The organism is Bacillus sp. YH3-2-B2, from assembly GCF_053663335.1.
The window spans coordinates 1-12,925 of record NZ_JBSJQE010000001.1 but is presented as its reverse complement, the minus strand read 5'-3'; the positions used below and the strand labels follow the sequence as shown (position 1 = coordinate 12,925).

General features: G+C 48.0%; 9 protein-coding genes, 16 tRNA genes, 2 rRNA genes, 1 pseudogene and 1 riboswitch. Of the genes and pseudogenes, 1 reads left to right on the top strand and 27 read right to left on the bottom strand.

Translation table 11 applies throughout. The features are described 5' to 3' along the window. Positions 1-17: 17 nt before the first annotated feature. From ACWJJX_RS00140 to ACWJJX_RS00115, 6 genes are all read right to left on the bottom strand, one after another. Positions 18-983: an ABC transporter ATP-binding protein gene (locus tag ACWJJX_RS00140; protein ID WP_176283209.1), complete on the bottom strand. Its 966-nt coding sequence runs from the start codon at positions 981-983 to the stop codon at positions 18-20. Then, positions 976-1,962, bottom strand: coding sequence for an ABC transporter ATP-binding protein (locus ACWJJX_RS00135; RefSeq protein ID WP_176283208.1), 987 nt, complete (start codon positions 1,960-1,962; stop codon positions 976-978). The genes ACWJJX_RS00140 and ACWJJX_RS00135 overlap by 8 nt, the downstream gene beginning before the upstream one ends. Beyond that, a complete protein-coding gene (gene opp4C / locus ACWJJX_RS00130; RefSeq protein ID WP_058906657.1) occupies positions 1,959-2,864 on the bottom strand; it encodes an oligopeptide ABC transporter permease in 906 nt (301 codons plus the stop codon). The genes ACWJJX_RS00135 and opp4C overlap by 4 nt, the downstream gene beginning before the upstream one ends. A 12-nt stretch (positions 2,865-2,876) precedes the next feature. After that, a complete protein-coding gene (locus ACWJJX_RS00125; protein ID WP_454022635.1) occupies positions 2,877-3,833 on the bottom strand; it encodes an ABC transporter permease in 957 nt (318 codons plus the stop codon). Between the two features lie 68 nt (positions 3,834-3,901). Beyond that, positions 3,902-5,623, bottom strand: a complete 1,722-nt coding sequence (locus tag ACWJJX_RS00120; RefSeq protein WP_353574832.1) for an ABC transporter substrate-binding protein — start codon at positions 5,621-5,623, stop codon at positions 3,902-3,904. 2 nt (positions 5,624-5,625) lie between these two features. Continuing rightward, entirely contained in the window at positions 5,626-5,805 is a 180-nt protein-coding gene (locus tag ACWJJX_RS00115) for an FbpB family small basic protein (RefSeq protein ID WP_003155431.1), read from the bottom strand. 254 nt (positions 5,806-6,059) lie between these two features. Between ACWJJX_RS00115 and ACWJJX_RS00110 the strand changes: the two genes are divergently transcribed. Then, positions 6,060-7,415 carry an FAD-binding oxidoreductase gene (locus ACWJJX_RS00110; protein WP_069473670.1) on the top strand — a complete coding sequence of 452 codons (1,356 nt, stop codon included), beginning with the start codon at positions 6,060-6,062 and terminating at the stop codon, positions 7,413-7,415. Between the two features lie 40 nt (positions 7,416-7,455). Here ACWJJX_RS00110 and thiC read toward each other — a convergent pair whose 3' ends face one another. From thiC to ACWJJX_RS00005, 21 genes and pseudogenes are all read right to left on the bottom strand, one after another. After that, positions 7,456-9,228, bottom strand: coding sequence for a phosphomethylpyrimidine synthase ThiC (thiC, locus tag ACWJJX_RS00105; RefSeq protein WP_173612590.1), 1,773 nt, complete (start codon positions 9,226-9,228; stop codon positions 7,456-7,458). 125 nt (positions 9,229-9,353) lie between these two features. Continuing rightward, a riboswitch (TPP riboswitch) is annotated at positions 9,354-9,464 on the bottom strand. Positions 9,465-9,513: 49 nt separating this feature from the next. After that, positions 9,514-10,091 (bottom strand): annotated as a pseudogene (locus tag ACWJJX_RS00100) (Type 1 glutamine amidotransferase-like domain-containing protein). 85 nt (positions 10,092-10,176) lie between these two features. Next, positions 10,177-10,461 (bottom strand): hypothetical protein, encoded by a 285-nt coding sequence (locus ACWJJX_RS00095; RefSeq protein WP_230014526.1) that lies wholly within the window; start codon positions 10,459-10,461, stop codon positions 10,177-10,179. 420 nt (positions 10,462-10,881) lie between these two features. Then, a tRNA-Leu gene (locus ACWJJX_RS00090) sits at positions 10,882-10,963 on the bottom strand. 247 nt (positions 10,964-11,210) lie between these two features. Continuing rightward, positions 11,211-11,299 (bottom strand) — tRNA-Leu (locus ACWJJX_RS00085). Between the two features lie 7 nt (positions 11,300-11,306). Beyond that, a tRNA-Cys gene (locus ACWJJX_RS00080) sits at positions 11,307-11,377 on the bottom strand. A 6-nt stretch (positions 11,378-11,383) separates the two neighbouring features. Then, a tRNA-Gly gene (locus ACWJJX_RS00075) sits at positions 11,384-11,458 on the bottom strand. A 54-nt stretch (positions 11,459-11,512) separates the two neighbouring features. Continuing rightward, positions 11,513-11,584, bottom strand: a tRNA-Gln gene (locus ACWJJX_RS00070). 9 nt (positions 11,585-11,593) lie between these two features. Beyond that, positions 11,594-11,669 (bottom strand) — tRNA-His (locus ACWJJX_RS00065). Between the two features lie 29 nt (positions 11,670-11,698). After that, positions 11,699-11,772 (bottom strand) — tRNA-Trp (locus ACWJJX_RS00060). 10 nt (positions 11,773-11,782) lie between these two features. After that, a tRNA-Tyr gene (locus ACWJJX_RS00055) sits at positions 11,783-11,867 on the bottom strand. An 11-nt stretch (positions 11,868-11,878) separates the two neighbouring features. Then, a tRNA-Thr gene (locus ACWJJX_RS00050) sits at positions 11,879-11,951 on the bottom strand. Between the two features lie 3 nt (positions 11,952-11,954). Next, a tRNA-Phe gene (locus tag ACWJJX_RS00045) sits at positions 11,955-12,030 on the bottom strand. 10 nt (positions 12,031-12,040) lie between these two features. After that, positions 12,041-12,117, bottom strand: a tRNA-Asp gene (locus ACWJJX_RS00040). A gap of 8 nt (positions 12,118-12,125) precedes the next feature. Then, positions 12,126-12,202: transfer RNA gene (locus ACWJJX_RS00035), tRNA-Met, on the bottom strand. Between the two features lie 7 nt (positions 12,203-12,209). Then, positions 12,210-12,285 (bottom strand) — tRNA-Val (locus ACWJJX_RS00030). A 10-nt stretch (positions 12,286-12,295) separates the two neighbouring features. After that, positions 12,296-12,367 (bottom strand) — tRNA-Glu (locus ACWJJX_RS00025). A gap of 36 nt (positions 12,368-12,403) precedes the next feature. Beyond that, positions 12,404-12,494 (bottom strand) — tRNA-Ser (locus ACWJJX_RS00020). 5 nt (positions 12,495-12,499) lie between these two features. Beyond that, positions 12,500-12,574, bottom strand: a tRNA-Asn gene (locus ACWJJX_RS00015). 9 nt (positions 12,575-12,583) lie between these two features. Further along, positions 12,584-12,699, bottom strand: a 5S ribosomal RNA gene (rrf, locus tag ACWJJX_RS00010). A gap of 101 nt (positions 12,700-12,800) precedes the next feature. Continuing rightward, a 23S ribosomal RNA gene (locus tag ACWJJX_RS00005) occupies positions 12,801-12,925 on the bottom strand; the annotation flags it as partial.

Below are 12,925 nucleotides of genomic sequence, written 5' to 3'. Positions count from 1 at the left end.
AACCGTTTTTTTCTCAATTACACGAAGTGACATGCCGCAAAATGATGAAGCCCTTTTTCTGACAGCGCCGGACTTTTCTCAGCACATATCTTCTTGGCTTCCGGACATCTCGTTCGGAATTTACAGCCTGAAGGCGGATCAGAGGGGCTCGGTATATCACCCTTTAAAATTATCCGCTCCCTTTTCGCTCCGGGATCAGGAACAGGCACGGCTGATAACAGCGCTTTCGTATAAGGGTGAAGCGGCCGTGAAAAGAGCTCCTCCTTTGACGCGTATTCCACAATCGTCCCTAAATACATAATGGCGACCTTCGTACATAAGTGCTCCACCACGCTTAAATCATGAGAAATGAACAAATATGACAGCCCGTGCTGTTTTTGAAGGCTGCTGAACAAATTGATCATCTGCGCCTGGATGGAGACATCTAACGCCGCCACGGGTTCATCCATAATGATAAATTGCGGCTTGAGCGCCATCGCTCTTGCAATCACGATCCGCTGCCGCTGCCCTCCGGAAAATTCATGCGGATATCGGTCGATAAAGGTTGCGGAAAGTCCGCAGGCTTCAAGAACCTCCGCCGCTTTATCACGCGCATTCCGCTTCACCGCCAATTGATGCTCGATCATCGCTTCACCGATGGCTTCTCCGATCCGGCGCCGGGGGTTTAAAGAACTGAACGGATCTTGAAAGATGAGCTGCGCTTCCGATCTGAAAGTTTTGAGCTCGCGCCGGCTCATCCGAAACACATCACGCCCCTGAAAAAACACCTCTCCCCCTGTTTTCTCATGAAGCCTCAAAATGGTCTTGCCGATTGATGACTTTCCGCTGCCCGATTCTCCCGCTAAGCCGAACACTTCTCCCTTTCCTATCGTAAAACTGACGCCATCGACCGCTTTTACGGGTTTTTTATGAGTCTTTCTCATCCCCCCATGCTCCTCGTAATATTTTTTCAGCCCCTTGACCTCCAGCAACACATCACTCATCTGCTTTCTCCTCTCTGTAAAGCCAGCACGCCGCCTGATGCCCCTTCCCGAATTCAGTAAAATGCGGGCTCGATCTCCGGCATATCTCCGTGCTGTGTTCACATCGCTCCGCAAAATAACAAGACGATCCGGACAGGTCCGCAAGCTCGGGGACCTGCCCCGGAATGGTGTAAAGCGTCTCCCTTTTTTGACCGATAACCGGCTTGGCCGCGAGCAGCCCTTTCGTATACGGATGCTTCGGATCAGAAAACAGCTCTGCAACCGGTCCTTCCTCCACAATTTTTCCCGCATACATGACAATCACATAATCAGCCATTTCAGCAACCACGCCAAGGTCATGAGTAATGAATAAAATAGACGTGCGAAATTGCTTTTTCATATCCCGCAATAAATCCAATATCTGCGCCTGAATGGTTACGTCAAGCGCTGTCGTCGGCTCGTCGGCAATGATCAGTTTCGGATCGCAGCTTAGCGCGACAGCCGTCATGATGCGCTGCAGCATGCCGCCGCTCAGCTCATGAGGATATCGGTGCATAACCTGCTCGGCATTCGGGATCTCCACTAACGTGATCAGTTCAACGGCCCTCCGCCATGCCTCTTTCTTACTCAGCAACAAATGTTCGCGAATCGGTTCGGTCAGCTGCTCACCGATTGTAAATACCGGATTCAAAGATGTCATCGGTTCCTGAAAAATCATCCCGATTTCGCTGCCGCGGATTTTCTGCATGTCTTTTGATTTCAATTCCAACAGATTCTGTCCGGAAAAATGCACTGCTCCCCGTTCGATTCTCCCCGTCTCGGGAATAAGCTGCATAATGGACAATGACGCCATGCTTTTCCCGCAGCCGGACTCTCCTACAATACAAACCGTTTCCTCCTCATGTATCGTAAAGCTGACACCGTCCACGGCCTTTACCGCACCCTCCTCTGTATAAAAAGCCGTTTCCAAATGCCTCACTTCTAAAAGCGGTTTTTTCATTTCATTTTCACCTGCCGTTTTACCTTAGGATCAAAAGCGTCTCTTAAACCGTCTCCAAGCAGATGAATCGCCACAACGGTCAAAAAAATGGCCGTTCCCGGCGGAATCCACAGCCACGGGCGGAGTGTAAAATCCATAAAATGATTCGCCGCTTCCATCATGTTTCCCCAAGAAGGTGTCGGCGGAGCAACGCCAAGCCCGAGAAAACTCAGCGCAGATTCACTCAGCATCGCTCCCGCCACATGCAAAGTCGCCGCTACCAGTAATAACGGCAATGTGTTGGGAAGCAAATGATAGAGGATTTTCCGTTTATCACTAAGCCCCAAAACTTCCGCGGCCATCATAAACGGCTGCTCCTTCAGCGACAAAATCTGTCCGCGTACAAGCCGCGCCAAACCGGGCCATCCGATCAGACTTAACATCATCATAATCAGGTACATTCTGTATTCAGAAGGCACTTTCCACTCCGACATCACCGCAGCCAAAATCAAAAGCAGCGGCAGGCCCGGGATGGACATGAGCATATCAGCAATGCGCATAATGATCATATCAGCGGCTCCCCGATAAAACCCGGCCGCAGCCCCGAGTAAAGAGCCGATGACAAGCGACAGCACCATTGAAGCAAGCCCCACGGTCAGAGAAATCTGCCCTGCCAGCATCAGCCTCGTCAGCACATCTCTCCCGTACTGGTCGGTTCCAAGCCAATGATGAACCCCCGGCTGCTGATTGGCATTTGAAATATCCGTCCGATCTGTTATGTACGGAGAAAAAGACGGCCCGATAAAGCACAATAAAAACATAAAACATAAGAAAAGAAGACTGATGACCGTCAGCTTATGCTGCAGCAGGCGGCGGTACGTCTGCTTCCAAAGAGAAGGCGGCACCCCTTTTTGTTTTTTCATTCCGAACACCCCCTATTTCAGCCTGACCCGCGGATCAACCGCGGCATAAGCGATATCCGCCAAGAAGTTCCCTACAATCGTTAAACAAGACAAAAACAAGGTAAACACCATCAAAACCGGATAATCACGATAATGCACAGATTCAAGCTGAATACGGCCGACACCCGGCCACCCGAAAATCTGTTCAATAATGATGGCTCCGGAAAACAGTCCTGGCAGTTCAAAAGCAAGCAGGGTGATGGCCGGAATGAGCGCGTTTTTCAACGCATGTTTCCAGATGACGGTGCGCTCTTTCAATCCCTTCGCTCTCGCCGTTCTGATATAATCCTGTCTGATCACGTCCAGCATGCCGGAGCGGAAATACCTTGTCAGCGAGCCGATGCCGAGCATAGATAAAATCACGACCGGAAGAATCATATGTCTGGCGGCTTCAAGCACGTACGAAAAACCTGTACTCGTGCTTCCGGTATCAATCATTCCGCCGACAGGAAATATTTTCAAATCCACCCCAAACCACTTAATAAACAGAAGGCTGATAAAAAAAGACGGAAACGCCATGGAAGCAAAAACAAGAAACGTCACGATCCCGTCAAACCATGAGTATTTCCTGACAGCGGATATGACACCCGTTATCATCGCGGCTGACCATGTGACAAGCAACGCCAAAAACGCGACAAAAAACGAATTCCAGACATATTTCCGAAGCAATGACAGGACGTTCTCCTGATATTTCAAAGAAAACCCAAAATCTCCGCTGAGCACATTTCCGAGCCACGTCACATAACGCTTCCAAATCGGCTGATCCAGCCCGTAAAGCGCTTTTAACTCCTTCGCTCTTTCCGGAGTCAGATTTACATTGGAATCAATATAGTCGCCCGGCAGCATGGCAAATAAGAAATAAATAATAAAGGACGTACCGAATAAGATCACAAGCATTTGAATGAATCGTTCTGCGGCATACCGTTTCATAAAAAGCCCCTCCTTTCCGCTGAAAGGGCAAAATCCCCAGGATGCATCGGGTATTTTGCCCAACCGATCTATTGAACTGAGACATTTGAGAGACTTGAACTGATTCCAGAATAATTGTCAGGTTCAAGCCCTTTTATTTTTCCGCTGACCGCCCTTGCGCTCTGACGGTAATGAATCAGAATGTAAGGCGGGTTTTCCCCGAGCTCCCGGTACAGCTGGTGATAAATCTCTTTTCTTTCGCTGATATCAAGCGTGCCGGCTCCTTTCTCTATCAGCCGGTCCGCTTTCGGATTGGAATACCCCGTCACATTATTGGGATGGCCGGAAGCCAGCTTTTCCACCGTGTCATTCGGATCAAGGATCTGCGAGGTGGAAACGGCGGCAAGGTCATATTGTTTGTCATTGATTTTCGCTACTTCTGTATTAAAATCCATCACTTCCGGTTTTAATGAGATTCCGATGTCCGCATAATTTTCTTTAGCTATCGGGATGAAATCATCATCCGCTTTAGATGTGTAATAGCTGATTTCAAGCTTTTTGCCGTTTTTTTCACGTACACCGTCTTTGCCCGTTTTCCAGCCTGCTTCATCAAGAAGCTTTTTGGCTTTTTCAGGGTTAAACGCGTACCGATTGACACCCTTGTCATCATAAGCCCACGAAACCGGAGACACCGGAACATTCGCGACCTCTCCGTAGCGTTTAAAGCGGACATCGACGATTTTTTGACGGTCAAGTCCGTAAATAAGCGCCTGGGACACTTTCTTATCTTGAAAAGGCGGACGCTTGTGATTGACGTATACAAGCCCGTAATCATTCACGACAGATACGCTTATATTGGCAAAACCGAGACTTTTTAAATGCTGAACCGTATCATCATCAGGTGAGAAAGAAGCGTAATCAAGGTCACCCGTTTCAAACAGCTGAAGGGAAGTTGACGGATCGATAATTTTATAAATCAGCTTTTCCGTTTTCGGTTTTCCGGCATAATAGTGTTCATTAGCCTGATAGCGTATTTCCTGTCCCGGAAGGTATTCTGTAAATTGATAAGGTCCCGCTCCGAGAGGTTTGGCATAAAGCTCTTTTAAATAATCCAGTTTGCCGAATTGATATTTCTTCCCGTAGTAGGCTTCTGACAGCACCTGCCCGCCCAAAAGAAGCAGCGACTTCGCACTGACTTTCTCAGTCGTGATTTGAATGGTTCTGTCATCAAGGACGCGAATGCCCTTTATTGTCTTTGCCTTTCCTTCTTTGTAAGCCTTACCGCCTTTAATATAAGCCGTGGTGATATCTTCATAGCCTGCGTATGCAGGATCATGCAGCAGTGTTAAAGTGAATGCGGCATCCTTTGCGGTCAGCGGTGAACCGTCGCTGAAAACGAGATTTTTTCTTAAACGGAACGTGTATGTAAGCTGATCTTTGGAAATTTTCCAGCTTTCCGCAAGAGCCGGAGCAGGCTTCCCCGTTTTATCCAGTTTGACTAACGGTTCAAAAATAGGATCTGTCGCATTTCCATCCCAGCCGTTTTCGTAGAAGTACGGCAGAAACACGCCGCCCGGCGCGGAAATCCCAGCAACAAAAGTGTCAGTTCTGGCTTTCGATTTAGCGGGAATCGCCGCCGGATGAGAAGCTTTAAATTCCTTTGTCTTGACATGGGCGATACGTGTTTCTTCCTTTTTATCAGCCGCAGATGACGGTTCTTCCCCGGCACTCCCTAACGCGCACCCTGATAACACGATGGATACCGACAGCGCGAGTACCGTTGTTTTTATCCTCCATTTTCTCTCCTTCATCTTTATCGAACCCCCGCATGCTTTTCATCTATCTTTATATAAATCTGCTCCATCTGTTCCTCATTTCTCATAATCTCCCGTTTGTTTTTCTCTACAAGCAGTTCGAAATTCAATGTGTGTTTTCTGTACTTTTTCCGTTTTTTGCTCTTTTTGCGCACATGTGATACCTTTTTTAACGCCACTTTTCATCCCTCCGCTTTTCATTTAATGACTTTCACGCAAAAAAGGCCCTTATCTGTTTAATAGATAAGAGCCTTCGGTGATCCGATCAGCCATCGTTTGGAAATATGTAATGATTATGTTAATTCATACAATCCCTACCTGTCAACTATAATTTAAAATATCGTGTCCTTCCGGGGGTTTTCCTCATACACTCTCTCATTTTTCCGCATATGCTAGAAAACATAGCAGATTACAAGTGAAAGTGAGTGAGAATGTGGAAAAGACAACATTGACCGGTCGCATCGTCAAAAAAGATGACCCGGACTATAATGCTGCAAGAACCAATATCAATTTAAGCCTGCAAAGATATCCAGACATCATTGTGTTTTGTCAAAACAAACATGACGCCCTCAATGCGGTGAGATGGGCGCGTGAGAACAATGTGCCTTTCCGTATCAGAGGCGGAAGACACAGCTACGAAAATTTTTCTCTGCTAAATGACGGACTAGTCATTGATCTCAGTGAAATGAAGAAAATAAGAGTAAATGAGGATAAGCGGCTGGTCTCGATTGAAGCGGGAGCCGAATTGGGGGAAGTCTACCGGACACTCTGGCGGTACGGCTTGACCCTTCCTGCGGGAACCATTGCGAATGTGGGAATCACGGGGCTGACGCTCGGGGGAGGAATCGGATATTTAACAAGGACTGCCGGACTGACTTGCGATCGTCTCCTCCAGCTCGAAATGATCATAGCGGACGAAAAAGCGGGTGCTGACTTGATCACGGTCAACCGCTCAAAGCACTCTGATCTATTTTGGGCATCTCAGGGCGGAGGGGGAGGCAACTTCGGCATTGTCACATCCATGATGTTTAAAGCCGTGCCGATCTCGTGCGTGTCTGTTTTTTCTGTCACTTGGGGCTGGGATGATTTCGAGGAAGTATTTAACACGTGGCAGCGCTGGGCTCCATTTACAGACAACCGGCTTACCTCATCAATTCAGTTTTGGCCTAAGGAAGTCAACCGCATAGAAGCGCTCGGTCAATTTACCGGGACAAAAGAGGAGCTGAAAGAACTGCTGGCTCCGTTAATGAAAGCGGGAAAACCGACAAGCGGCATGGTCAAGACAGTGCCATTTATTAAAGCGGCAGCCTTTTTTAACAGCCCGGGAGGCAATCAGCCGCAAAAGATGAAGCGGTCAGGATCCTTTATTGAAAAACCATTATCAACACGCGCAATATCCACTTTAAAGCGCTATTTAGAGCACGCTCCGAACGAAAACGCCAGTGTCTGGCAGCAATCTCTCGGCGGGGCGGCCGGACGGATCGCTCCGGACCAAACGGCATTCTACTATCGCAACGCAATCATTGCCCAAGAATATATTACAACTTGGACATCTGCTGAAGAAGAAAGACAAAATGTCCGCTGGATCGAAGGACTGAGAACGTCCCTATCAAGAGAAACGATGGGAGATTATGTGAATTGGCCTGATAGAGAAATCAGAAACTGGCTGCAAACGTATTACGGAGAAAATGTTCACCGCCTCCGTCAAGTCAAAACGAAATATGATCCGGAAAATATATTCCGCTTCGAGCAGAGCATTCCGCCGCTTCGCCGTTCACCGTTTTTCTAAAAAAGATGAAGATGGACACACTCCATCTTCATCTTTTCTTTTATTGATATAAGCGGCTTCCCTTCTCTGCAAACTCTTTTGCTTTTTCTTTCAGCCCTTCATTGAAGGCCTCGTCTTCAGTAAGTCCGTTTTCCTTCGCATAATCACGAATATCCTGAGAAATTCTCATGCTGCAGAACTTCGGGCCGCACATCGAACAGAAGTGAGCCGTTTTTGCGCCTTCAGCCGGCAGTGTTTCATCATGATATTCCATTGCTCTTTCAGGATCAAGCGACAAATGAAATTGATCACGCCACCGGAATTCAAACCGCGCCTTAGACAGAGCATCGTCACGGATCTGTGCACCCGGATGCCCTTTAGCAAGGTCTGCGGCATGTGCCGCGATTTTGTACGTAATGACGCCTTCTCTTACATCATCACGATTCGGCAGGCCCAAATGCTCCTTCGGTGTGACATAGCAAAGCATCGCCGTCCCGTACCAGCCGATCATCGCCGCGCCGATCGCTGAAGTAATGTGGTCATAGCCCGGAGCGATATCCGTCGTTAATGGGCCGAGCGTGTAAAAAGGCGCCTCTTTACAAATTTCCAGCTGTTTGTCCATGTTTTCCTTAATTTTATGCATCGGCACATGACCCGGCCCTTCGATCATCACTTGCACATCGTGCTTCCACGCAATCTCCGTCAATTCTCCGAGAGTCTCCAACTCCGCAAACTGCGCTTCATCATTGGCATCCGCAATCGAACCGGGACGAAGCCCGTCACCAAGTGAAAAAGCGATATCATAGGTCTTCATGATTTCACAAATTTCTTCAAAATGCGTGTACAGAAAGCTTTCCTGATGATGAGCCAGGCACCATTGCGCCATAATTGCCCCGCCGCGGGATACGATTCCCGTCGTGCGTTTAGCCGTTAACGGGACGTAACGAAGCAATACGCCGGCATGGATGGTGAAATAATCCACGCCCTGCTCCGCCTGCTCAATCAATGTGTCACGATAAATGTCCCACGTTAAATCCTCGGCAATGCCATTAACTTTTTCAAGCGCCTGATAAATCGGCACCGTCCCCACAGGCACGGGGCAGTTGCGGATAATCCATTCACGCGTCGTATGAATGTCTTTTCCCGTGGATAAATCCATCATCGTATCGGCGCCCCAGCGAATCGCCCACGTCATTTTTTCGACTTCTTCTTCGATAGAAGATGTAACAGCCGAGTTGCCGATATTGGCATTAATTTTCACATGAAAATTCCGGCCGATAATCATCGGCTCGCTTTCCGGGTGGTTGACGTTAGAAGGAATAATCGCCCGGCCGCTGGCTACCTCGTCTCTGACAAATTCGGGAGACACATGCTCGCGAATTGCGATAAACTCCATTTCCGGCGTAATGATGCCTTTTCTCGCATAATGCAATTGTGTTACATTTTTCCCCGGCTTGGCCCGAAGCGGTTTCCGCTGCAGGCCGGGGTATTCGGCGGCACGGCCCTCTTTTTTATAGCCGTTGTCTTCAGGTCTCACGGTCCGGCCGTTATATTCTTCTACATCTCCGCGCCCGGTAATCCACTTTGTGCGGAGCGCCCCCAGACCTTCATGAATATCAATCTGTACATCCGGGTCTGTATACGGTCCGCTCGTATCATAAACACGGACCGGCGCATTCTCCTCTTCCCCGAATGCCCCCGTAGTCGCACTCAGGCTGATTTCCCGCATCGGCACTCGTATGTCGGGCGAAGAACCTTCTGCATAAACCTTTTTACTGCCGGAAAAACTCGACATAATGGAAATGTTCGCTTGCTGTACTGATTGATTTTGCATACAAATCTCTCCTTTATCATTTGAATAACAGAACCAAGCTCAGCACCAGCACAAAAAAACCGGGTTCAAAGAAGAACCCGGTTTTGCAGTCAGAAAGAAACTATTATTGTTTTCATTCATCAACAATAATAAAACCTTTACTTCCCCACGCTGGTACGAACCAGATCAGGTCCAAAGGGTTAAGAAGCCGCCGCTTCTCTCTCAGCCCGCTCAGACGGGCACCCCCAGTAACTATTGATTTCGCTCTCATCGTAACATAAGTTGTGTACAAAAAAAAGCATATTATCAAAATTCAGATAACGGGACGGTCATAAGCTCTGTTTCCCGAACGCCTTCTTCGGTATTAAAAACCCGATAACCCTTTGCGGTTTCCCGGGAAGAGACAGCCCGGAACAGCTGACCGTCTTTATAATGAAGCGCAGCGCCGTCATCAGCGGCATAGCCCGCCCTGAGTTTCTTTTCGGAAATCAGGCGGTGATACACCGGCCGGCGCTGAGACCCGCCAAGATGATGCTGTTTTCCCAAGCTTCACGAAGAATAAGGTCAAGCCCCCACTCTTTCCATAAGACAAGCATATTGCGCGTATTTCCGCCGCCGACATATATAATATCTTTCTTCATGAGAAAGGATCTGAGATCAGAACCCGGCGGTTTAAACAGCGACAAGTGATCCGGCTCACACCGCAGCTTTTGAAAGGCCTGATAAAACCTGCTGATATAATTCTCCGAATCTCCGCTTGCCGTCGGCAAAAAACAAACTTTCGGCTTTGACCGCGCCGACTGCTCTAAAATATACTGATCCAGCACAAGATGATCCGGCTCCATTGAAAACCCCCCGCCGCCCATTGTAATAATCTGCTTCAATGTCATCACCTCTTTTTTCTCAAGTATAACAGCTCATTAAAAAGGCGTTATCCCAATTTCGGATAACGCCTTCAAAAAGTATTTATTATCTGAAATACGCACCGTATAACATAACGGAGATCCCCGCGGCGATAATCGCCGGAACAAGCTTCGAACGGGCATACTTCACAACATTGATCCCCAACACCGTATTATCACTGAGGGGAGAAGCAAACCAAATGTTCCGCTCGCAAACACGGCCCCGATCGCTAATAATAAGCTGGTATGTAACTGAACCGCCAGCGTCCCAAGTCCCCCAGGATGACCCGATAAAATAGGATATAACAGCCCCCAGTATAAAAAGAGACGGCGCAATAAACATATGAGGGATCCATGATGTTAAATGAGAAGTAACATATTTCGAGAATCCCAGATTTTCAGCTACTGCTGTTACGGCTCAAATCAGCGATAACATAATAATAACGTTGACCAATTCGTTTCCGTCCTTAATAAAATGGGTAACAAGCTCGCCTGCTGGAAAGCGCTGAAACATAAAAAGAGCAAATGCTGCAATAACCGCTGCCAATAATGCGCGCTTTTGAATGGCCGCCCCACCAGCTGAGAAACAGTGTTAATAGCAAAAACAGCCCGATCGGAAAGATTTAACTCCACGGCCGAATCGGTGTTTCCTTAATATAAGCACGGTGCGCCGAATCCAGCTCCTCCTGCTGCAGGTAACATGTTTTCACAAGCCTTGGAGGATATTTTCATACAACAAAAAAGGCTTCTACAATATGTAGAAGCCTTTGTATACCGGTGGCCGGGGTCGAACCGGCACTCCAGAAGGAACACGATTTTGAGTCGTGCGCGTCTGCCAATTCCGCCACACCGGCATATAATGCGTCGTGTTCAACCGACGTATATAAATATAACATGCATTTTATAAAGCGTCAATGGTTTTAGTAAAGTTTTTTCAAATGGTAATGCAGTATATACGATACAAGCAAGAAACTTATATTGATAGTCTTCACGCTTTTATTATATAAAAAAAAGCGACCTGCAATATGCAAATCACTCTCATATATGTTTTATAATAATAAAATTGATGACCAATTTAACATAATTCGCTCAAAGTTAAATTGGTGCCGAGGGCCGGACTTGAACCGGCACGGTAGTCACCTACCGCAGGATTTTAAGTCCTGTGTGTCTGCCAATTCCACCACCCCGGCAATAGAAAGGCGACACCCGGATTCGAACCGGGGATAAAGGTTTTGCAGACCTCTGCCTTACCACTTGGCTATGCCGCCGTAATTTGGAGCGGAAGACGGGATTCGAACCCGCGACCCCCACCTTGGCAAGGTGATGTTCTACCACTGAACTACTTCCGCAACATGTAAAAAGAACTTATTACATCTTATGCTGTTGTTTTTAAAAAAATGCAACTGGGCTAGCTGGATTCGAACCAACGCATGACGGAGTCAAAGTCCGTTGCCTTACCGCTTGGCTATAGCCCAATGATAATATGGGGCGATTGATGGGAATCGAACCCACGAGTGCCAGAGCCACAATCTGGTGCGTTAACCACTTCGCCACAACCGCCATAATCTGAAGATGAATAAATAATATAGTGGCAGGGGCAGTAGGAATCGAACCCACACCGGAGGTTTTGGAGACCTCTGTTCTACCGTTAAACTATGCCCCTATTTATAAAATGGTGGAGGGGGGCAGATTCGAACTGCCGAACCCTGAGGGAGCGGATTTACAGTCCGCCGCGTTTAGCCACTTCGCTACCCCTCCATCATTTAGAGTGCCGGCCAGAGGACTTGAACCCCCAACCTACTGATTACAAGTCAGTTGCTCTACCAATTGAGCTAGACCGGCAAATGGTGGCTCGGGACGGAATCGAACCGCCGACACACGGATTTTCAGTCCGTTGCTCTACCAACTGAGCTACCGAGCCTTTTTATAAATGGCGGTCCGGACGGGACTCGAACCCGCGACCTCCTGCGTGACAGGCAGGCATTCTAACCAACTGAACTACCGGACCATTTTTTTTGGTTGCGGGGGCAGGATTTGAACCTGCGACCTTCGGGTTATGAGCCCGACGAGCTACCGAACTGCTCCACCCCGCGATGATAATGGTGGAGGATGACGGGCTCGAACCGCCGACCCTCTGCTTGTAAGGCAGATGCTCTCCCAGCTGAGCTAATCCTCCATCATATAAGTGACCCGTACGGGATTCGAACCCGTGTTACCGCCGTGAAAGGGCGGTGTCTTAACCGCTTGACCAACGGGCCCTGGTATTTTTTCGTTTGTTATGTATTGATAATTAGTGGCGGAGAGCAAGGGATTCGAACCCTTGAGACGGGGTTACCGCCTACACGATTTCCAATCGTGCTCCTTCGGCCACTCGGACAGCTCTCCATAAATGGCTCCGCAGGTAGGATTCGAACCTACGACCGATCGGTTAACAGCCGATAGCTCTACCACTGAGCTACTGCGGAATGAAGTTTGCCTGGCGATGTCCTACTCTCACAGGGGGAAACCCCCGACTACCATCGGCGCTGAAGAGCTTAACTTCCGTGTTCGGCATGGGAACGGGTGTGACCTCTTCGCCATCATCACCAGACGTTTTAGTGACATGTATTATTATACTATGTATTTCAGAAAAAGCAAGAGTTTTTTTAAAAAATTCTCTCAAAACTAGATAACAGAAAGCATACATTCAAATTGGTTAAGTCCTCGATCGATTAGTATCTGTCAGCTCCATGTGTCGCCACACTTCCACCTCAGACCTATCAACCTGATCATCTTTCAGGGATCTTACTTCCTTGCGGAATGGGAAATCTCATCTT